Here is a 21332-nt window from a genome sequence, read left to right on the forward strand (position 1 = left end):
AGTAGTGACAAGGGATAAAAACCGTCAGGCAGGATCCGCTAATCTTATGGATTAAAATGCTGTGGCATCACAAAGTGTGACGCCGTGCAAATAATCAATGTGGACATTTCTGCCGTAGTTATAGACACTTTTGTTAGCCGGTTTTGACGTTGGCTTGGTACATATTTTTTCACAAAGTGCTTTTCACAAGCGGGGTTGATGGTCCATTACCGCAGACACAGCGGCCCGCAGGGGCGATGGTGATGATGTCTGGCGTAATATGGACAAATTGTTTCTTAGCAGAACATAGGGAGTATTGAAATTATGGCTGAAACGCAAAACGATCCCCTGCTGCCGGGCTATTCGTTTAACGCGCATTTGGTGGCTGGATTAACCCCCATTGAGGCGAACGGATACCTGGATTTTTTTATCGACAGGCCGTTGGGTATGAAGGGCTATATCCTCAATCTTACCATCCGTGGCGAAGGGGTTATCAATAATCAGGGTCAGCAGTTTGTCTGCCGTCCCGGGGATATTTTGCTGTTTCCTCCTGGAGAAATTCACCACTATGGACGACACCCCAACGCCAGTGAGTGGTATCACCAGTGGGTTTACTTTCGCCCGCGCGCCTACTGGCAGGAGTGGCTGACCTGGCCGGCCATTTTCGCCCAGACTGGCTTTTTTCGTCCGGACGAAGCGCATCAGCCGCATTTTAACGAACTGTTTGGGCAGATAATCAACGCGGGGCAGGGAGAAGGCCGCTATTCCGAGCTGCTGGCGATTAATTTACTGGAGCAGTTATTACTGCGACGTATGGAAGCCATTAATGAATCGCTGCACCCACCTATGGACAACCGCGTGCGCGATGCCTGCCAGTACATCAGCGATCACCTGGCGGACAGTAATTTTGATATTGCCAGCGTCGCACAACACGTCTGCCTGTCGCCTTCCCGTTTGTCGCATCTGTTCCGCCAACAGTTGGGCATCAGCGTATTAAGCTGGCGCGAGGATCAGCGTATCAGCCAGGCCAAGCTATTGTTAAGTACGACGCGTATGCCCATTGCTACGGTGGGTCGCAATGTTGGCTTCGACGACCAACTCTATTTCTCGCGCGTTTTCAAAAAATGTACCGGCGCCAGTCCGAGCGAGTTTCGCGCTGGATGTGAATAAAAAGTGAATGATGTGTCCTGAAAGTTGTCATAACTCGCAATCTATTCAGACAATTGATGGCTTGACGAAGTTGAGAAGGGTTAGCAGAATCCCTGCTTCGTAAATCTGACGGACACATTATGCAAGCATTGCTGGAACACTTTATTCTCCAGTCCGCCCTGTACTCTCTGATCGCCGTACTTTTGGTGGCCTTTCTGGAGTCTCTGGCGCTGGTTGGCCTGATTCTGCCCGGTACCGTGATGATGGCGGGGCTGGGGGCGCTGATTGGTAGTGGCGAACTGAACTTCTGGCATGCCTGGCTTGTGGGCATCATTGGTTGCTTATTGGGAGACTGGATCTCCTTCTGGCTGGGCTGGCGTTTTAAAAAGCCGCTGCACCGTTGGTCGTTCATGAAAAAGAACAAGGCGTTGCTGGATAAAACCGAGCACGCGCTGCATCAGCACAGCATGTTTACCATCCTGGTGGGGCGCTTTGTTGGCCCGACGCGGCCTTTGGTGCCGATGGTGGCGGGCATGCTGGATCTGCCTGTCGCGAAATTTATTGTGCCCAATATCATCGGCTGTGTGTTGTGGCCACCGTTCTATTTTCTGCCGGGTATCCTGGCGGGGGCAGCAATCGATATTCCTGCTGATATGCAGAGCGGGGATTTCAAATGGTTGCTGCTGGCGACGGCGCTGCTGCTGTGGGTAGGCGGTTGGTTTTGCTGGCGATTGTGGCGCAGCGGCAAAGCGGCTGTCGATCGCTTAACCGCGTATTTCCCCCGCAGCCGTTTGTTGTATCTGGCGCCGTTGACGCTCGGCATCGGCGTGGTTGCGTTGGTGGCGTTGCTGCGACATCCACTGATGCCGGTGTATATCGATATTCTGCGTAAAGTCGTGGGTTACTGACGAATCTTTTGCCGGATGGCGCTAATGCTTATCCGGCCTGGGAAATCTGCCAACTTGTCATCCGGTTTTAATGCCCAATAGCGCCGAGGCGCTAGCGTTGCCGCTTAACAGATCGTCCGTATCGCCCTGCCAGGCGATGTGCCCGTCGGCGACCACTATCGAACGTGTCGCAATGCGCGCCGCATCTTCTACGCTGTGGGAAACCATCAGTAACGTCAGTTGCTTCTCGCGACAGACCTCGGCCACCAGCGTTAACATCTCCTGGCGCAGCGCAGGGTCTAGTGCAGAAAAAGGTTCATCAAGCAGCAAAATGGGTTGTTCGCGTACCAGACAACGCGCCAGCGCCACGCGCTGTCGTTGCCCGCCGGAAAGCTCTCCGGGCAGTCGCTCCAGCAGTGAGTCAATTCCCATTTGCCGGGCGATGAAGTGCATTTTCTCCCGTTGCGATGCGTTCAGCTTCAATCCAGGATTAAGGCCCAGGCCGATATTTTGCTGCACGTTCAGATGACTGAACAGGTTGTTTTCCTGAAACAGCATCGAAACGGGGCGAAGAGAGGGCGGTGTGGTGGTGTGATCTTCACCTGCAATCATCATGGTGCCGCTGGCTGGCGTGAGAAAGCCGGCTATCAAATTCAGCAGCGTGCTTTTCCCGGCGCCGCTTGGCCCGAGTATCGCTACCTGCTCACCGCGCGCGATTGACAACGTAAAGCGCATTGGCAAATGGTGATAAAGCCATGTGATATCAATCAGTTTTAACATTTCGCCCCGGCAATTTCTCAATAACAGTAAACAGTGTAAAGCACAGGATCAGCAGCAATAACGCCGTCACCGCGCCATCCTGACTGCGATAAGATCCAATCTGCTGATATAAATAAAACGGCAGGGTGCGGAAATCCTCGTTGCCAAATAACGCCACTACGCCAAAATCACCAATCGACAGCACACAGGCAAATGCCATCGCCTGCGCCAGCGGGCGCTTCAGGGCGCGAAGTTCAACCATTTTCAGGCGCGACCATCCCTCGATTCCTAACGACTGGCACAACATACTGTAACGCGCGGTCACGTCACGCATTGGGTTTTCCAGCACCTTCAATGCGTAGGGGATCGCCATGAGTGCATTGGTAAAAATGACAATGCCGTCAGCGGATTCGGGGAGCCCAACAGTATTATTGAGCAGCAGAAAGAAGCCGGTTGCCAGCACGATGCCTGGCATAGCGAGGATCATCATGCCGCTCAGCTCCAGCATTTGTCCTGCCAGCATCTGTTGGCGGGCACGCAGTTCACGACTACTCCATAACAGCATCATGGTGAGTATGACGCACAACGCACCTGCCGCCAGCGCGATGCGCAGTGAGGTTCCCAACGCCTGCCATAGTGCTGGCTGCGTAAGCACATCCAGTACCTGACGGTTAAGACCATCGACAATCACCGCCAGCAGCGGCGGTAGCAACAGCAGCAGGGCCAGAATAATCAGCAGCGAGTCGGCCAGACGGCTGTGCAAACGATCGTCTGGATCGCGCCAGCCCTGAACCAGTGTGGTGCCCGGCGCAATAGCACGGCTCAGGCGTTGGCTGAGTAGCACCAGCGCTAAACAACACAGCATCTGGATCAACGCCAGCATGGCGGCGCGGGCAGGATCGTAATCAAAATTCAGCGCCTGATAGATAGCCAGTTCGATAGTGGTGGCCTGTGGCCCGCCGCCCAGCGACAGAACGGTGGCGAAGCTGGCGAAGCACAGCATAAAGATGAGCGCTGCGACGGGAAGGATTTGCCGACGAAGCCACGGCCATTCAACAAAACGGAAGAAATGCCAGCCGCGCATCCCGAGTTGAGCGGCTAACTGTCGCTGTTCGCCGGGAATATTCTCCAGCGACTGCAACAGCAGACGGCTGGCCATCGGCAGATTGAAAAAGACGTGCGCCAGCAGAATGCCCTGCAAACCGTAAGGCGAAAAGGTCCATTCCAGCCCTAAGGCATGCCAGAGCGAGGCCAACCAGCCCTGACGACCATAGACGCTAAGAATACCGAATACCGCGACCAGCACCGGCAGGATTAACGTCATGGCGCACAGGCGCAGCAGCGCCAGACGTCCTGGAAAACGGCGACGATAGAGCGCCCGGGCAAGGAAAATCGCCGGGATAACCGACAACACAGCGGATAGAAAAGCCTGCCAGAAAGAAAAGCGCACCACATGCCACAGGTAGTCATCTTGCCACAGCGAGGACCACTCTCCCTGCGGGGCGTTAAACCACAGCGCCAGAAACGCGGCCAGGGCCACGGTCACCATCAGCGTGGCGGCGGTAAGCCCTGGAACCAGCCAGCCGGGAATTAACGGCTGACGGCGCGTTGCCATTCGCTAATCCATGCCTGACGTTGAGCCGCAACCTGCTGCGGGGTAAATTCGAGCGCAGTGGCTGGTTTTTCCAATTGCTCAAATCCTGACGGTAGGGCGACCTGCGTCACCGGATACATCCAGTTGCCGGTTGGAATCGCATTCTGGAATGCCGTAGACACCATAAACTTGAGGAACTTCTCGGCCAGTTCCGGCTGCTTGCTGGCCGCAGTACGCGCGGCGACTTCCACCTGCAAATAATGGCCTTCGCTAAAGTTAGCGGCGGCGTAGTTGTCTTTTTTCTCGGCGATGATGTGATAAGCCGGAGAGGTGGTATAGCTGAGTACCAGATCGCTTTCACCTTTCAGGAACAGGCCGTAGGCTTCACTCCAGCCCTTGGTGACGGTGACGGTTTTTGCCGCCAGTTTCTGCCAGGCCTCTGGCGCTTTATCGCCATAGACTTTCTGCATCCATAGCAGCAGACCCAGCCCCGGCGTGCTGGTACGCGGATCCTGATAAATGACGCGCCATTTTTGGTCGCTTTCAACCAGTTCCTTCAGGCTTTTAGGCGGATTCGTCAGCTTGTTTTTATCATAAACGAAGGCGAAATAACCGTAGTCAAACGGAACGAAGGTATCGTTTTTCCAGCCACCGGGCACGTTAACGGCGTCACTTGCTACGCCACTTTTGGCGAACAGGTTAGTTTGTGTAGCGGCTTCCAGAAGATTGTTATCCAGGCCCAGCACAACGTCGGCTTTGCTGTTTTTTCCTTCCATGCGCAGGCGGTTAAGCAGCGAAACGCCATCTTCCAGCGCGACCAGTTTCAATTCACAGTTGCAGTCAGCTTCAAACGCTTTTTTGATTGTCGGACCCGGCCCCCAGTCAGCAGCGAACGAGTCGTAGGTATAGACGGTCAGTACAGGTTTGGCGAAGACAGGCGCTGCGCACAGCAGTAAAAGCGGAAGACATTTTTTAAACACTTTGCACCTCAAGAGTTGGGTGGCAAAGGACTTGAGATAAGCCTCAAATCCCTTCGCCGGCATTATCCGGATCAGGTTCGACGGGTATCTCTCAGCCCATACGCAGATCGAATGATTTTGTGTATGTTTTTATTTAGCACCCCGTTGAGAACGGCGTTAGTGTAATGATTTTGTTGCTATGCGGCAATTAAGAGCCGGATCTACGGATCCGGTGGCGCAAACCACGCCGATTTAAAATCAAACCAGCCGAGAGTATTCATACGCAGTCCGCGCATACTGCGCTGCCCCTGAATGATCAGCCAGTGGTGGATTAACGGCACAATGGCCTTTGTGGCGAGCAGCTGTTGGCACCATGCAGCCAGGTTCATTTCGCCCGTTCGCCAGCGGGCCGCATCGTTTTCCCAGTCACGCGAGATACAGTTTTGCAGTAACGGGACTTCGCACAAATGGGCGAACAGTGAGAAGTCGAGCGGTAGGGTAAAGTTGGCGCTGTTGAGCCAGATATCGCTGACGATTTCTCCTGCATGCCATTGATCGTAGTCGATCTCCTGAATATTTAACTGTACCTGATGTTCCGCCAGCAGTGTTTTCATGATCTGCGCGATATTCCGGTGTTCGATGTGATCGCGATAGTAGGTGATCGTCAGCGTTTCCAGCCCGGCTGGTTTTTCACCATGGCCGGGTTTTGCGTGATGCCAGCGGGGGAGTAAACCATACGCGGGAAACCACAGTCGCTGGTACTGTTCGTCGGCGTGGCAGATTAAATTGGCCGGCGAGAGAATGCGGCTTACCCATTCGCGGACCTCCTGGTTAGCTCCACGGTGGCTACGCGAATCAAACAGCAGGTAGTAGCAACCTTCTTCGAGGCGGCTTTCGATCTCCTTTTCATCCTCTGTGGGACCTTGTAGCGTCAAACCGCCGCCTGGCTCTTCGCCGATGTCAGGTAATACCCAAACGTTAACTTCGTCGATCAGGGCCCGGTAGCCAAAGTAATCATCAAATGCATGAATTTTCAGTTGGTTATTGGTGTTTCGTATTACCGCATACGGACCGGTACCAATCGGGTGACTGGAGAAGTTGTTTAGCGTTTCCCATTCTCGCGGCAGGATCATGGCGGGGACCTGCCCCAATAGCCAGGGAAGCCAGCGGTCTGGCTGGGCCAGATGGATATCCAGCGTCCAGGCCGTGGGAGAGACGATCTGCGTGATGTGTGAGTACAGCGGCAGGCTGTTAATGCGCATCAGTGAGGCGATAACATCTGCCATTTCCAGTTCGCGGCCATGATGAAAATGGATCCCCGGACGCAGGAAGAATCGCCAGTGTAAAGGTGAAATTTGCTGCCAGTGATGGGCAATGTCCGCTTCCAGTTCCCCATTTTCCTCATTTACCCGAATTAAGGCGCTGAAGATTTGCCGGGCGATATGGGTTTCGGAGCGGCGTAATGCCGTGCCGGGCAGCAGGTTGTGCATGGGGCGATAATAGAGAACGCGCATGATATGCCGACCCTGGCGAAAGCTGCGACCCAGATGGGAGACCAGCATTTGCCGTACGGCCGTTTTGTCACCGACCAGTTGCACCAGTTGATCGATGCGATCCTGTTCCAGTAGGTCTTCCGCGCGCTGCTGCTGGAGCGCCAGCCCGGTATAGAGGAATGTCAGTCGCGAGCGTTTACCTCGTCCAACTTCAGCTTCCCACGTTAACCAGCCGCGATCTTGCATGGTATTAAGCAGCGTACGCATATGGCGGCGCGAGCAGCTTAGCAGTTCCGCCAGCTCGTTCAGCGTCGTGTCTTGCGTTTTGCCGTCACAGCATTGCCACAGACGGATGAACTGTTGTTGCAAACGACCAGAAGACATAAAAGGGGAACTCCTGCGGAAAACTCAGCAATTTTATAATCCCTATATTAAGCCAATAATAGATTCCGATGAAGCGATGAGACAACGAAGGGGTCATCTATGCGTCAGTTCTGGTTGAAGTACTTTACCACGACAGAAAAATCGTCCTGGTTGGCTTGCCTGAGCGCACCGCAGCGCTTAAAGATGCTCGAAGAGCTGATGCAGTGGGAGATGACATCTGACTCCTGAATTGGAAATTGCAGACATCATGTGTGACTGAGTATTGGTGTTAATCGCCGCGCCAGCAGGTATTATCTGCTGGCTTTTTTCGTTTCAGCTGCGCTTAAAAGGAAAGATATGCTCTGGATTATGACCATGGGACGGCGCCTCAACGGCGTTTACGCGGCATTTATGCTGGTCGCTTTTATGATGGGCGTGGCGGGGGCATTGCAGGCACCCACTCTGAGTCTGTTCCTGAGCCGTGAAGTCGGAGTGCAGCCATTTTGGGTCGGGCTGTTTTATACCGTCAATGCGATTGTCGGGATCGTCGTCAGCCTTGGCCTCGCGAAACGATCCGACAGCCAGGGCGATCGGCGTAAGCTGATCATGTTCTGCTGCCTGATGGCGATTGGCAACGCGCTGCTGTTTGCCTTCAATCGCCATTATCTCACGTTGATCACCTGTGGTGTGCTGTTGGCCTCGCTGGCGAATACAGCCATGCCGCAGTTGTTTGCGTTGGCGAGGGAATATGCGGATAACTCCGCGCGTGAAGTAGTGATGTTTAGTTCGGTGATGCGTGCGCAGCTTTCGCTGGCCTGGGTGATCGGACCGCCGCTGGCCTTCATGCTGGCGCTGAATTACGGCTTCACGGCAATGTTTTCTATTGCCGCAGGGATTTTTGCCATTAGCCTGGTGCTGATTGCGCTGATTCTGCCGTCTGTCGCTCGGGTGGAGCAGCCCGTTGACGTGCCGTTGGAACAGACCGGCGGTTGGCAGGACAAAAATGTGCGTATGCTATTTGTTGCCTCCACGCTGATGTGGACCTGCAACACCATGTACATCATCGATATGCCGCTGTGGATAAGCCTTGAGCTGGGTTTGCCGGACAAGCTGGCCGGGATCCTGATGGGGACGGCGGCCGGGCTGGAAATTCCGGCGATGATTCTGGCGGGCTACTACGTGAAGCGCTTTGGTAAACGGCGAATGATGATCGCTGCCGTCGCGGCAGGTGTGCTGTTTTACCTTGGGCTGATCTTCTTTCATAGCCGGATAGCACTGCTGGTGCTGCAACTGTTTAACGCGATCTTCATCGGCATTATTGCCGGGATAGGTATGCTGTGGTTTCAGGATCTAATGCCCGGACGTGCGGGTTCAGCGACCACATTATTTACCAACAGTATTTCGACCGGCGTCATCCTCGCGGGGGTGATTCAGGGTGCTGTTGCGCAAAGTTACGGGCATTTTGCCGTTTATTGGGTGATTGCGGCGATTTCTATGGTCACGCTGATGATGACCGGGCGGGTGAAGGACGTGTAATGACGTTGCCGGATGCAATATGCGCATCCGGCATAACAAGGTCTAGCGCATAAACGCCGGCTGCTTGTCTTCGTACTCAGTGATGGCCGCTTCATGCTGCAGCGTCAGCCCGATGCTGTCGAGACCATTCAGCATGCAATGACGGCGGAAGTCGTCGATTTTAAAGCGATAGGACTTCTCGCCCGCTTTCACTTCCTGCGCCTGGAGATCCACTTCAAATTTAATCCCCGGATTGGCTTTTACCAGATCGAACAGTTCATCAACCTGCGCATCGCTCAGGGTGACCGGCAGCAGTTGGTTATTGAAGCTGTTGCCGTAGAAGATGTCGGCGAAGCTTGGGGCGATCACCACTTTAAAGCCATAATCGGTCAGCGCCCACGGCGCATGTTCGCGAGATGAGCCGCAGCCAAAGTTTTCCCGCGCGAGCAGAATTGACGCACCTTTATATTCCGGGAAGTTCAGCACGAAGTCAGGATTAGGTTGTTGGCCTTTTTCGTCCAGAAAACGCCAGTCGTTGAACAGATGAGCGCCAAAACCGGTGCGAGTAACCTTCTGCAAAAACTGTTTGGGAATAATAGCGTCGGTATCAACGTTGGCGGCATCCAGTGGGACAACCAGGCCGGTATGCTGGGTAAATTTCTCTGCCATGGTAGTTTCCTTATTTGATGCTGCGAATGTCGGCAAAATGACCAGTAACGGCGGCAGCGGCGGCCATGGCCGGGCTGACTAAGTGTGTGCGACCACCGCGGCCCTGACGGCCTTCAAAGTTGCGGTTGCTGGTGGAGGCACAGCGCTCGCCTGGGTTCAGGCGGTCATTGTTCATCGCCAGACACATCGAGCAGCCCGGTAAACGCCATTCAAACCCAGCTTCGATGAAGATCTTGTCCAGACCCTCCGCTTCCGCCTGCGCTTTCACCGGACCAGAACCCGGCACTACCAGCGCCTGTACGCCCGGCGCGACTTTGCGCCCTTTGGCGATTTCTGCCGCTGCGCGTAAATCTTCAATACGCGAGTTGGTGCAGGAACCGATGAACACTTTATCAATAGCGACTTCTGTTAAGGGAATGCCCGGTTTTAATCCCATGTAAGCCAACGCTTTCTCAGCCGATGCGCGCTCTACCGGATCGGCAAATGACGCCGGGTCGGGAATATTATCGTTCACTGAGATGACCTGACCCGGATTCGTTCCCCAGGTAACCTGCGGCGCAATCTCTTCTGCCTGCAGGGTGACGACGGTATCAAAGGTTGCGTTGTCGTCGGTTTTCAGTGTGTTCCAGTACTCAACCGCGTGGGTAAAATCTTCGCCCTTCGGAGCGTGTAAACGCCCTTGCACATAGTTAAAGGTGGTTTCATCCGGTGCGACCAGACCCGCTTTGGCACCCATTTCAATGGCCATGTTACACAGGGTCATTCGGCCTTCCATACTCAACGCGCGGATGGCTTCGCCACAAAACTCAACCACGTGTCCAGTACCGCCTGCGCTACCGGTTTTACCGATAATCGCCAGCACGATATCTTTGGCAGTAATGCCTGGGGCTGCTTTGCCATTGACTTCAATCTTCATGGTTTTAGCGCGCCCTTGTTTCAGGGTTTGCGTCGCCAGCACGTGTTCAACTTCAGAGGTGCCAATACCAAAGGCCAACGCGCCAAACGCGCCGTGTGTAGCGGTGTGGGAATCGCCGCAGACGATGGTCATTCCCGGCAACGTCACGCCTTGTTCAGGCCCCATTACATGGACGATCCCCTGATACGGATGGTTCAGATCGTACAATTCGACACCAAATTCATTGCAGTTTTTGATCAATTCCTGCATCTGAATACGCGCCATTTCGCCGGAGGCGTTAATGTCTTTGGTCTGTGTGGAGACGTTGTGGTCCATGGTGGCAAAGGTTTTACCTGGCTGGCGAACTTGACGTCCATGCGCGCGCAGCCCATCAAATGCCTGCGGAGAGGTCACTTCATGCACCAGATGTCTGTCGATATACAACAGCGGGGTTTCGTTTTGCGCCTCATAGACGACGTGCGCATCAAACAATTTTTCGTATAACGTTTTGGCCATGATTACACCCCTTCTGCGACATAACGGGCAATAATGTCACCCATTTCATCGGTACCGACTGCGGCAGCGCCACGGGCTAAGTCACCGGTGCGAATGCCTTCTTCTAATGCGCGGTTGATGGCGCTCTCAATTGCGGTTGCCGCATCATTGGCGTCCAGGCTGTAGCGCAGCAGCAGCGCCAGTGACAGGATTTGCGCGATCGGGTTGGCAATGTTTTTTCCGGCGATGTCCGGGGCGGAGCCGCCAGCGGGCTCGTACAGGCCAAAACCCTGATCATTCAGGCTGGCGGACGGTAACATGCCCATTGAACCGGTGATCATGGCGCACTCGTCAGACAGAATATCGCCAAACAGGTTGGAACACAGCAGCACGTCGAACTGCGAGGGATCTTTGATCAACTGCATTGTCGCGTTGTCGATGTACATATGCGCCAGTTCAACGTCCGGATATTCATTCGCAATTTCATTGACGATTTCGCGCCACAGAATCGATGTTTGCAGTACGTTTGCTTTATCAATCGACGTGACTTTACGGCGACGCTGGCGAGCGGATTCAAACGCGATACGCGCAATACGTTCGATCTCGAAACGGTGATAAACCTCGGTATCAAACGCTTTTTCATGCTGTCCGCTGCCTTCGCGACCTTTTGGCTGACCGAAGTAGATCCCGCCGGTCAGTTCGCGCACGCACAGGATGTCGAAACCGTTGGCGGCAATATCTGCACGCAGAGGGCAAAATGCTTCCAGTCCCTGGTACAGCTTAGCCGGACGCAGGTTGCTGAATAATTTAAAGTGCTTACGCAATGGCAGCAGCGCGCCGCGTTCAGGTTGCTGGTTTGGCGGCAGGTTTTCCCATTTCGGGCCGCCAACGGAGCCAAACAAAATGGCGTCAGCTTGCTCACAGCCTTCAACCGTCGCAGGCGGCAGCGGCTGGCCGTGGTTATCAATGGCCGCACCACCCACGTCGTAGTGGCTGGTGGTAATGCGCATGTTAAAACGGTTGCGGATTGCGTCCAGTACCTTCAAGGCTTGCGCCATCACTTCCGGGCCAATACCGTCACCCGGCAAAACAGCAATATGATAATTCTTCGACATCACACGGTTTCCTTGTTGTTCTCGTTGTTCTGAGCTTTGCGTTGCAATTCTTTTTCGACTTCTTCAGCGCGCCAGATGTTGTTCAGCACATGAACCATCGCTTTTGCGGAAGATTCGACGATATCCGTTGCCAGACCGACGCCATGGAAGCGACGACCGTTATAGTTGGCAACGATATCCACCTGACCCAGCGCATCTTTACCGTGCCCTTTGGCGGTCAGACTGTATTTCACCAGTTCGATGTTATATTCGGTGACACGGTTGATGGCCTGATAGATGGCATCGACTGGACCGTTACCGTTCGCCGCTTCGGCTTTAACTTCTTCACCGCAGGCCAGTTTGACGGAGGCGGTGGCGATGTCATTTGAGCCGGACTGCACGCTGAAGTAATCCAGACGGAAATGCTCTGGCTCTTCTTGCTGTTTGTTAATAAAGGCCAGCGCTTCCAGGTCGTAATCAAATACCTGACCTTTTTTATCCGCCAGTTTCAGGAAAGCGTCGTACAGGTTGTCCAGGTTGTATTCATTTTCTTTATATCCCATCTCGTCCATACGGTGTTTTACCGCAGCGCGTCCGGAACGAGAGGTCAGGTTCAACTGTACCTGGTTCAGGCCGATGGATTCAGGGGTCATGATTTCGTAGTTTTCACGATTTTTCAGCACACCATCCTGATGGATACCAGAAGAGTGGGCAAACGCGCCGCTACCAACAATCGCTTTGTTGGCCGGGATAGGCATGTTGCAGATTTGGCTGACTAACTGACTGGTACGCCAGATTTCCTGGTGATTAATGCGGGTCTGTACGTTCAAAATATCTTTGCGTACTTTGATTGCCATGATCACCTCTTCCAGTGAGCAGTTACCGGCGCGTTCGCCGATACCGTTCATTGCGCCTTCCACCTGGCGAGCACCTGCGTGAACGGCTGCCAGTGCGTTGCCAACGCCCAGACCTAAATCATCATGGGTGTGCACGGAGATAATGGCTTTATCGATATTCGGTACGCGCTCATACAGGCCGGAAATAATTCCGCCAAACTCAAATGGCATGGTGTAACCGACGGTATCGGGGATATTGATGGTTTTTGCACCTGCGTTAATCGCGGCTTCTACCACGCGGGCCAGATCGGCGATAGGAGTACGTCCCGCATCTTCACATGAGAACTCCACGTCATCCGTATAATTACGCGCACGCTTAACCATGTAGATTGCTCGTTCGATCACTTCATCCAATGTGCTGCGTAATTTCGTCGCGATATGCATCGGTGAGGTGGCGATAAACGTATGAATACGAAAAGCTTCTGCGACCTTCAGCGATTCCGCGGCAACGTCGATATCTTTTTCTACGCAGCGGGCTAAGGCGCACACGCGACTGTTCTTAACCTGACGAGCGATGGTTTGTACGGATTCAAAGTCACCTGGAGAAGAAACCGGGAAACCCACTTCCATCACGTCAACGCCCATACGCTCGAGGGCCAGCGCAATCTGCAGTTTTTCTTTTACACTCAGGCTCGCCTGTAACGCCTGTTCACCGTCGCGTAAGGTGGTATCGAAAATAATGACTTGCTGGCTCATGGTTTTGGTCCTTGGTCTTTAGGGCGCCTTGCTTCGAGCATAAAAAAACCCGCGCAACGGCGCGGGTTTTTGTCTTAACTGGAGCTGACTTAATGCTGAATGTCGTCCACCAGTCTACCGCGCAATGAAGATGCGTTTAGTAGTAGTAGACCGTTAAAACGAGCAATGTAAGTCATCAATCTGGCTCCAGGCGAATGCGATATGCTTTTAGTGGTACTGGATATGAGGTCTGATGTCAACCCCATGCCTCGTAAATGCCCTGCTTAAGGGATAAAGTTTCAACAAAACTTAAGCGAATTGTGCTGAATTTTTCTGGGTATATAAAATTAATTCACTGAGGGCTGAACACAGTTTTCACGGTTTGACATATTTGAGCATACTTATTTGCATTTATTGTAACGATGAACTAGAGATATCATCCCGATTGGGATTTTATATCTTTATGATTTATCTATTTTTATAGTAACTATGAATGGGTATGACCAGTGTACCACCCCAAAATTGATAAATTAATGTTAACTTTTAATGTATTAATAATATAAACATTTAATTAAAACTTAAATACGTATTCATGAAGCGTATGATTGTTTATTCGCCATGCTTATGGTTATATTGCTTTTGAAATTTAAACATATGAATCATCGCGCAATGACTTCTTCCGCGCGGCGTTTGTAGTGTTTTTTTGCACATTCAGATTTGTGCCTTTATGTTTTCCTAATTTTAATGTTTTCTCTTTTTCTCATTTTATATGCATGGTAAATCATATTAACGGAGGTTATTTCTTCACTCCGTCTGGGATTAAAAGGGAGTTTAGAGTGACAGTGGAGTTAAATATGCCAGAAGTAAAAATAATAGATAAACCAAATCTTATAGAGATGGGGAAGCCACAGCTTCGCATGGTTGATCTAAATTTATTAACCGTCTTTGATGCGGTGATGCAGGAACAAAACATTACTCGTGCTGCCCATTCGTTGGGGATGTCGCAACCTGCAGTCAGTAATGCGGTTGCGCGCCTGAAGGTCATGTTCAACGATGAACTTTTTGTGCGTTATGGTCGCGGGATCCAGCCGACTGCCAGGGCCTTCCAGCTATTTGGTTCCGTTCGCCAGGCGTTGCAATTAGTACAGAACGAACTGCCAGGTTCGGGCTTTGAACCTGGCAGCAGCGAGCGTGTATTCAATCTTTGCGTATGCAGTCCGTTAGATAATATCCTTACTTCGATGATTTATAATCGGGTTGAACAAGTCGCGCCAAACATTAATGTCGTATTTAAATCTTCGCTCAACCAGAATACAGAACATCAATTACGTTATCAGGAAACTGAGTTTGTTATTAGCTATGAAGACTTCCGTCGTCCGGAATTCACCAGTATTCCGTTATTCAATGACGAAATGGTGTTAGTGGCGAGCAAAAAGCATCCGCGCATTAGTGGTCCGCTGCTGGAAAGCGATCTCTATAATGAACAGCATGCCGTGGTTTCGCTCGATCGCTTCGCTTCATTCAGTCAACCGTGGTACGACACCCCGGATAAACAATCCTGCGTGGCCTATCAGGGCATGGCATTAATTAGCGTTCTTAATATTGTATCGCAAACGCATCTGGTCTCTATAGCGCCACGTTGGTTGGCAGAGGAATTTGCCGATTCTTTAGAGCTGCAGGTATTGCCTTTACCTTTAAAATTGAACAGCCGCACATGTTATCTTTCCTGGCATGAAGCTGCGGGGCGCGATAAAGGGCATCAATGGATGGAAGAACTGTTAGTCTCTGTCTGTAAACAGTAGCCACTGGCAGAATAAACTGGATAGCTCATCTGGTTTATTCTGCTTTTCGATTTATATCTGAAATTTTATGCTGAACTCTGGTTTTTACGCTTACCTGAAAGTGTAAAAAAATAGACTAATTGCTGTAAGCCCCCCTTTTTAAGCGATTATTTATCATATCAATTGCTTATGCTGGTTTAATTCTCCATATATTCGATTCTTTCCTTCATTTTATTCTTATTTACTCCGGTGTCACCCCTTCGGAGTCAATTGCCATGCGTCATCGTCAGCGGTTAATGTGTTGTTAAACCGTTATTCATTATAAGAGTGAGGCAAGCCATGGAGATGTTGTCTGGAGCCGAGATGGTCGTCCGATCGCTCATCGATCAGGGTGTGAAGCAGGTATTCGGTTATCCCGGGGGGGCCGTCCTCGATATTTATGATGCGTTGCATACAGTCGGCGGTATTGATCATGTGCTGGTTCGTCATGAGCAAGCCGCAGTACATATGGCTGATGGTTTGGCGCGTGCCACGGGAGAGGTGGGCGTCGTTTTAGTCACTTCCGGACCGGGGGCAACCAATGCGATCACCGGTATTGCAACAGCCTATATGGATTCCATTCCGTTGGTGGTCCTCTCCGGGCAGGTCGCTACTTCACTGATTGGTTACGATGCCTTTCAGGAGTGTGACATGGTGGGCATATCCCGTCCGGTGGTAAAGCACAGCTTTCTGGTTAAACAAACGGAAGACATCCCGCAGGTGCTAAAAAAAGCCTTCTGGCTGGCGGCAAGCGGTCGTCCGGGACCTGTGGTGGTGGATTTACCGAAAGATATTCTGAATCCCGCGAAGAAACTGCCTTACAGCTGGCCAGAGTCAGTGAGTATGCGTTCGTATAATCCGACGACGACCGGGCACAAAGGACAGATAAAACGGGCTTTGCAGACGCTGGTCGCAGCGAAGAAACCGGTTGTGTATGTGGGAGGCGGGGCGGTGAATGCTGCCTGCCACGAACAGCTGAGGCAGATGGCTGAAGCACTTAATCTGCCAGTTGTCTCCTCGCTAATGGGCTTAGGTGCGTTCCCGGCAACGCATCGCCAGGCGCTGGGCATGTTGGGTATGCATGGTACTTACGAAGCCAATATGACCATGCATCATTCCGATGTGATCTTTGCCGTCGGCGTTCGCTTCGATGATCGCACGACCAATAACCTGGCAAAATATTGCCCGAATGCGACCGTGCTGCATATCGACATCGATCCGACCTCTATTTCAAAAACTGTCACGGCAGATATTCCGATTGTGGGCGATGCTCGCCTGGTGTTGGATCAGATGCTTGAACTGCTGGAGCAGGAGAAGTCGCTGCAGCCGCTGGATGATAACCGTGACTGGTGGCAACACATCGAGCACTGGCGTGCCCGTCAATGCCTGAAATACGACACGCAAAGCGAAAGTATTAAACCGCAGGCGGTGATCGAAACCATCTGGCGCCTGACGAAAGGGGATGCGTATGTGACCTCTGACGTTGGCCAGCATCAGATGTTTGCCGCACTATACTATCCGTTTGATAAACCGCGGCGCTGGATCAACTCAGGCGGCCTCGGCACCATGGGATTTGGTTTGCCCGCGGCGTTAGGCGTGAAAATGGCGCTGCCGGATGAAACGGTGGTCTGCGTCACCGGAGATGGCAGCATTCAGATGAACATTCAGGAGCTGTCGACGGCGCTGCAATATGAGCTGCCTGTGCTGGTACTCAACCTTAACAACCGTTATCTCGGCATGGTCAAACAGTGGCAGGACATGATCTATTCTGGGCGTCATTCCCAATCTTACATGCAGTCGCTACCCGATTTTGTGCGCCTGGCTGAGGCTTATGGGCATATCGGTATCCAGATTAATCGGCCTGATGAACTGGAGAGCAAGCTGGGCGAAGCGCTGGAACATGTGCGTAACCACCGTCTGGTGTTTGTCGATGTTACCGTCGACGGTAGTGAACATGTCTACCCGATGCAGATTCGTGGAGGCGGGATGGATGAAATGTGGTTAAGCAAAACGGAGAGGACCTGATTATGCGCCGGATATTATCAGTATTGCTGGAAAACGAGTCGGGTGCATTATCGCGTGTTATTGGCCTCTTCGCCCAGCGTGGATACAACATTGAAAGCCTGACCGTCGCGCCGACTGACGATCCGACCTTATCGCGGATGACGATCCAGACGGTTGGAGATGAGAAAGTCCTGGAGCAGATCGAAAAGCAGCTTCACAAACTGGTGGACGTTTTGCGCGTCAGCGAACTGGGGCAGGGTGCTCACGTTGAACGAGAAATTATGTTGGTGAAAATTCAGGCCAGCGGTTATGGCCGGGAAGAGGTGAAACGCAACACGGAGATTTTCCGCGGGCAAATTATCGACGTTACGCCGTCTATCTACACCGTACAACTGGCGGGCACCAGCGATAAGCTGGATGCGTTTCTGGCAACGCTGCGTGAAGTCGCTAAAATTGTGGAAGTCGCTCGTTCCGGCGTGGTGGGGCTTTCCCGCGGCGATAAAATCATGCGCTAATCATGATCGGGTTCTTAATTCGCAAGCCCAACGACTCAGGTTGGGCTTTTTTTTGCGAAATCAGCGGTAACCAGAGACAAAAGCGGTTGCCGGAGTCATTATTCTGCGCTTAGATGTTAATAAATTTAACCCATGCCATCTCAAAGGTTATGGTTTGTACATTTTACGCAAGGGGCAATTGTGAAACTGGATGAAATCGCTCGGTTGGCCGGCGTTTCGCGAACGACTGCAAGCTACGTTATTAACGGTAAAGCAAAGCAATATCGCGTAAGCGACAAAACGGTTGAAAAAGTCATGGCGGTGGTGCGCGAGCATAATTACCACCCTAATGCCGTGGCGGCCGGGCTGCGTGCTGGACGCACACGTTCTATTGGGCTTGTGATCCCGGATCTCGAGAACACGAGCTATACCCGGATCGCAAACTATCTGGAGCGTCAGGCGCGTCAGCGCGGATATCAATTGCTGATTGCCTGCTCTGAAGATCAGCCGGATAACGAAATGCGCTGTATTGAGCATCTTTTACAACGCCAGGTTGATGCCATTATCGTGTCGACCTCCTTGCCGCCTGAACATCCGTTCTATCAGCGTTGGGCGAACAGTTCATTCCCAATTGTGGCGCTGGACCGCGCGCTGGATCGCGAACACTTTACCAGCGTCGTGGGCGCAGACCAGGATGATGCGGAAATGTTGGCGGAGGAACTGCGTAAATTCCCTGCTGAAACCGTGCTCTATCTGGGGGCGCTCCCTGAATTATCCGTCAGTTTCCTGCGCGAACAGGGTTTCCGTACCGCGTGGAAGGACGATCCGCGTGAAGTGCATTTCCTGTATGCCAACAGCTACGAGCGGGAAGCGGCCGCGCAATTGTTTGATAAATGGCTGGAAACGCATCCCATGCCTCAGGCGCTGTTTACCACGTCGTTTGCCCTGCTGCAGGGAGTGATGGATGTGACCCTGCGTCGCGATGGTCAATTACCGTCTGATTTAGCGATTGCGACGTTTGGCGATCACGAACTGCTCGACTTCCTGCAGTGCCCGGTACTGGCGGTGGCGCAGCGCCATCGTGATGTTGCAGAACGCGTGCTGGAGATTGTATTGGCAAGCCTTGACGAGCCACGTAAACCAAAACCAGGTTTAACGCGTATACGGCGTAATCTGTACCGTCGCGGTATTCTCAGCCGTAACTAAGTCCTCTCTATTGATGACGTCGGCAGGATATCTCTGGCGTCATCAAATTTTCCATTATCAGAAATAACCGCATTATAATTAAGAATATTCTTTAGAATTATCTTAATTTCATCTTAAATAATGGCGAATTAAAAAAGCAACTAACCATTTTCGGGTTATTGATACGTAACTGCGCGTTACGGTTGTATTATTTTGTTACATGCTTGTATGGAATTGACGAATTAACAAACACTTCGCTGCCGTACTGCGACAATCTCGCCCCTGCCTCACTCCTGTGCGGTGTACAGACTGATTAACTGGTACTGTTATCTCGCTGCATATTGTCCTAAAATGCCGCTCGCGTCGCAAACTGACACTTTATATTTTCTTCTGATGATATTCAGTTGTTTTAAACAATGATGAGTTGTTGGATTTTTTTCTTACAAATATTCATGACGTTAATTTGCTTCGTTTGCTGTACGGAATTTGCTCAACGCAGATATTAGCCGTAAACAATGGGTTTTTTGCTCCGCTAAGCGCCGTGACTTGCTTGACAAGGTTTTCCTCCGCTCCGTAAACTCCTTTAAGTGGGAATTTGTGGGATAAAGTGGTAATCGGGGGTGAGACTGGCATGTTCCGGGGAGCAACGTTAGTTAATCTCGACAGTAAAGGGCGCTTATCGGTGCCTACCCGTTATCGGGATCAACTGCTCGAGAGCGCTACCGGTCAAATGGTTTGTACCATTGACATCCATCACCCGTGCCTGCTGCTGTACCCCCTGCCTGAATGGGAAATTATCGAGCAGAAGTTATCGCGTCTGTCGAGCATGAATCCAGTTGAGCGTCGCGTACAGCGCTTATTGCTGGGTCATGCCAGCGAATGTCAGATGGATAGCGCTGGTCGATTATTGATAGCGCCCATTCTGCGGCAACACGCAGGGCTAACGAAAGAAGTGATGCTGGTTGGGCAGTTCAATAAGTTTGAGCTGTGGGATGAAACGACCTGGTATCAACAGGTCAAGGAAGATATCGACGCTGAGCAGTCTGTTACCGGCGCGCTGTCGGAACGATTGCAGGATTTGTCTCTATAAAATGATGGAAAACTATAAACATACAACGGTGTTGTTGGATGAAGCCGTAAACGGCCTGAATATTCGTCCAGACGGCATCTACATTGACGGGACATTTGGTCGCGGCGGTCACTCACGTCTGATCCTCTCACAGCTTGGCGAAGAAGGACGTTTACTGGCTATCGATCGCGATCCACAGGCGATTGCCGTTGCACAGACGATTACCGATCCCCGTTTTTCCATAGTACATGGACCTTTTTCTGCGCTGGCTGACTATGTCGCCGAACGCGGACTGACCGGTAAGATCGACGGGATTCTTCTCGATCTTGGGGTTTCTTCTCCGCAGCTTGATGACGCGGAACGCGGATTCTCATTTATGCGTGACGGTCCATTAGATATGCGTATGGACCCAACACGTGGTCAGTCAGCAGCTGAATGGCTGCAAACCGCCGATGAAGCAGACATTGCCTGGGTGATTAAAACCTTTGGCGAAGAACGCTTCGGCAAACGCATTGCTCGCGCCATCGTAGAGCGCAATCGCATCGAACCGATGACCCGCACCAAAGAGCTGGCGGAAGTGATTGCGGCGGCAATGCCGGTGAAAGACAAATTCAAACATCCCGCGACCCGTACCTTCCAGGCGGTGCGCATTTGGGTGAACAGTGAACTGGAGGAGATAGAGCAGGCGCTAAAAAGCTCGCTCAGCGTGCTGGCACCAGGTGGTCGCCTTTCGATAATCAGTTTCCATTCGCTTGAAGATCGCATTGTGAAACGCTTTATGCGTGAACAAAGCCGTGGTCCTCAGGTTCCGGCTGGAATACCGATGACCGAAGCGCAGATCAAAAAGCTGGGCGGCCGTGAGTTAAGAGCACTAGGCAAGATGATGCCGGGCGAAGAAGAGGTTGCTGAAAATCCTCGTGCCCGTAGTTCAGTTCTGCGTATTGCAGAGAGGACGAACGCATGATCGGCAGAGTGACAGAAGCCCTCAGCAAAGTTAAGGGATCGATAGGAAGCAACGAGCGCCATGCCTTGCCTGGCGTGATCGGTGACGATCTTTTGCGGTATGGGAAGCTGCCACTCTGCCTGTTCATTTGCATTATTTTGACGGCGGTTACCGTCGTGACCACAGCACACCATACGCGGTTACTGACCGCGCAGCGTGAGCAACTGGTTCTGGAGCGAGATGCGTTAGATATCGAATGGCGCAACTTGATCCTTGAGGAGAATGCGCTCGGTGATCATAGCCGTGTTGAACGGATCGCAACGGAAAAGCTGCAAATGCAGCATGTTGATCCCTCACAAGAAAACATCGTAGTACAAAAATAAGGATAAACGCGA

The 21332-nt window shown here is 52.0% G+C and carries 20 protein-coding genes and 1 riboswitch; of the genes, 11 read left to right on the forward strand and 9 right to left on the reverse strand.

Going from position 1 to position 21332, the window contains the following annotated elements; translation table 11 throughout:
* The first annotated feature begins 303 nt into the window (after positions 1-303).
* Both araC and OGX99_RS03350 read left to right on the forward strand, forming a co-directional pair.
* Positions 304-1149 carry an arabinose operon transcriptional regulator AraC gene (gene araC / locus OGX99_RS03345; protein ID WP_151216725.1) on the forward strand — a complete coding sequence of 282 codons (846 nt, stop codon included), beginning with the start codon at positions 304-306 and terminating at the stop codon, positions 1147-1149.
* 119 nt (positions 1150-1268) lie between these two features.
* Entirely contained in the window at positions 1269-2036 is a 768-nt protein-coding gene (locus tag OGX99_RS03350) for a DedA family protein (RefSeq protein ID WP_151224543.1), read from the forward strand.
* Between the two features lie 57 nt (positions 2037-2093).
* On the opposite strand, the gene thiQ is transcribed toward OGX99_RS03350, so the two are convergent.
* The 4 genes from thiQ to sgrR form a co-directional block, all read right to left on the reverse strand.
* Positions 2094-2795: a thiamine ABC transporter ATP-binding protein ThiQ gene (gene thiQ / locus OGX99_RS03355; protein ID WP_278238265.1), complete on the reverse strand. Its 702-nt coding sequence runs from the start codon at positions 2793-2795 to the stop codon at positions 2094-2096.
* Complete coding sequence (gene thiP, locus OGX99_RS03360) at positions 2779-4389, reverse strand: thiamine/thiamine pyrophosphate ABC transporter permease ThiP (RefSeq protein ID WP_151216728.1); 1611 nt, start codon at positions 4387-4389, stop codon at positions 2779-2781. Before thiP ends, thiQ begins: the two co-directional genes overlap by 17 nt.
* Positions 4365-5348, reverse strand: coding sequence for a thiamine ABC transporter substrate binding subunit (gene thiB / locus OGX99_RS03365; protein WP_151216729.1), 984 nt, complete (start codon positions 5346-5348; stop codon positions 4365-4367). The genes thiP and thiB overlap by 25 nt, the downstream gene beginning before the upstream one ends.
* Before the next feature lie 30 nt (positions 5349-5378).
* Positions 5379-5502, reverse strand: a riboswitch (TPP riboswitch).
* 46 nt (positions 5503-5548) lie between these two features.
* Complete coding sequence (gene sgrR, locus OGX99_RS03370; protein WP_286542682.1) at positions 5549-7204, reverse strand: HTH-type transcriptional regulator SgrR; 1656 nt, start codon at positions 7202-7204, stop codon at positions 5549-5551.
* Between the two features lie 99 nt (positions 7205-7303).
* Between sgrR and sgrT the strand changes: the two genes are divergently transcribed.
* Both sgrT and OGX99_RS03380 read left to right on the forward strand, forming a co-directional pair.
* Complete coding sequence (sgrT, locus tag OGX99_RS03375; protein ID WP_003018817.1) at positions 7304-7432, forward strand: glucose uptake inhibitor SgrT; 129 nt, start codon at positions 7304-7306, stop codon at positions 7430-7432.
* A 108-nt stretch (positions 7433-7540) separates the two neighbouring features.
* Entirely contained in the window at positions 7541-8719 is a 1179-nt protein-coding gene (locus OGX99_RS03380) for a sugar efflux transporter (RefSeq protein ID WP_151216731.1), read from the forward strand.
* A 42-nt stretch (positions 8720-8761) separates the two neighbouring features.
* On the opposite strand, the gene leuD is transcribed toward OGX99_RS03380, so the two are convergent.
* From leuD to leuL, 5 genes are all read right to left on the reverse strand, one after another.
* The gene (gene leuD, locus OGX99_RS03385; RefSeq protein ID WP_151216732.1) at positions 8762-9367 is read right to left on the reverse strand and encodes a 3-isopropylmalate dehydratase small subunit; all 606 of its coding nucleotides are present in this window, start codon (positions 9365-9367) and stop codon (positions 8762-8764) included.
* 10 nt (positions 9368-9377) lie between these two features.
* Entirely contained in the window at positions 9378-10778 is a 1401-nt protein-coding gene (gene leuC, locus OGX99_RS03390) for a 3-isopropylmalate dehydratase large subunit (protein WP_151216733.1), read from the reverse strand.
* 2 nt (positions 10779-10780) lie between these two features.
* The gene (leuB, locus tag OGX99_RS03395; protein ID WP_003845728.1) at positions 10781-11872 is read right to left on the reverse strand and encodes a 3-isopropylmalate dehydrogenase; all 1092 of its coding nucleotides are present in this window, start codon (positions 11870-11872) and stop codon (positions 10781-10783) included.
* Positions 11872-13443 carry a 2-isopropylmalate synthase gene (leuA, locus tag OGX99_RS03400; protein WP_048212702.1) on the reverse strand — a complete coding sequence of 524 codons (1572 nt, stop codon included), beginning with the start codon at positions 13441-13443 and terminating at the stop codon, positions 11872-11874. The genes leuB and leuA overlap by 1 nt, the downstream gene beginning before the upstream one ends.
* A gap of 89 nt (positions 13444-13532) precedes the next feature.
* Complete coding sequence (gene leuL, locus OGX99_RS23770) at positions 13533-13688, reverse strand: leu operon leader peptide (RefSeq protein ID WP_348772783.1); 156 nt, start codon at positions 13686-13688, stop codon at positions 13533-13535.
* 588 nt (positions 13689-14276) lie between these two features.
* Here leuL and leuO point away from each other — a divergent pair.
* From leuO to ftsL, 7 genes are all read left to right on the forward strand, one after another.
* Positions 14277-15224, forward strand: a complete 948-nt coding sequence (gene leuO, locus OGX99_RS03410; protein WP_151216734.1) for a transcriptional regulator LeuO — start codon at positions 14277-14279, stop codon at positions 15222-15224.
* A gap of 318 nt (positions 15225-15542) precedes the next feature.
* Positions 15543-17267 (forward strand): acetolactate synthase 3 large subunit, encoded by a 1725-nt coding sequence (gene ilvI / locus OGX99_RS03415; protein WP_286542685.1) that lies wholly within the window; start codon positions 15543-15545, stop codon positions 17265-17267.
* A 2-nt stretch (positions 17268-17269) separates the two neighbouring features.
* Positions 17270-17761: an acetolactate synthase small subunit gene (gene ilvN / locus OGX99_RS03420; RefSeq protein WP_003829566.1), complete on the forward strand. Its 492-nt coding sequence runs from the start codon at positions 17270-17272 to the stop codon at positions 17759-17761.
* 180 nt (positions 17762-17941) lie between these two features.
* Positions 17942-18946, forward strand: a complete 1005-nt coding sequence (gene cra / locus OGX99_RS03425) for a catabolite repressor/activator (RefSeq protein WP_003018794.1) — start codon at positions 17942-17944, stop codon at positions 18944-18946.
* Positions 18947-19556: 610 nt separating this feature from the next.
* Entirely contained in the window at positions 19557-20015 is a 459-nt protein-coding gene (gene mraZ / locus OGX99_RS03430; protein WP_005124560.1) for a division/cell wall cluster transcriptional repressor MraZ, read from the forward strand.
* A 1-nt stretch (position 20016) separates the two neighbouring features.
* A complete protein-coding gene (rsmH, locus tag OGX99_RS03435; protein WP_042312345.1) occupies positions 20017-20958 on the forward strand; it encodes a 16S rRNA (cytosine(1402)-N(4))-methyltransferase RsmH in 942 nt (313 codons plus the stop codon).
* Complete coding sequence (gene ftsL / locus OGX99_RS03440) at positions 20955-21320, forward strand: cell division protein FtsL (protein WP_151216736.1); 366 nt, start codon at positions 20955-20957, stop codon at positions 21318-21320. Before rsmH ends, ftsL begins: the two co-directional genes overlap by 4 nt.
* The last annotated feature ends 12 nt before the right edge of the window (positions 21321-21332 follow it).

This window comes from Citrobacter sp. Cu096, assembly GCF_030332285.1.
Classification (GTDB): Bacteria; Pseudomonadota; Gammaproteobacteria; order Enterobacterales; family Enterobacteriaceae; genus Citrobacter; species Citrobacter meridianamericanus.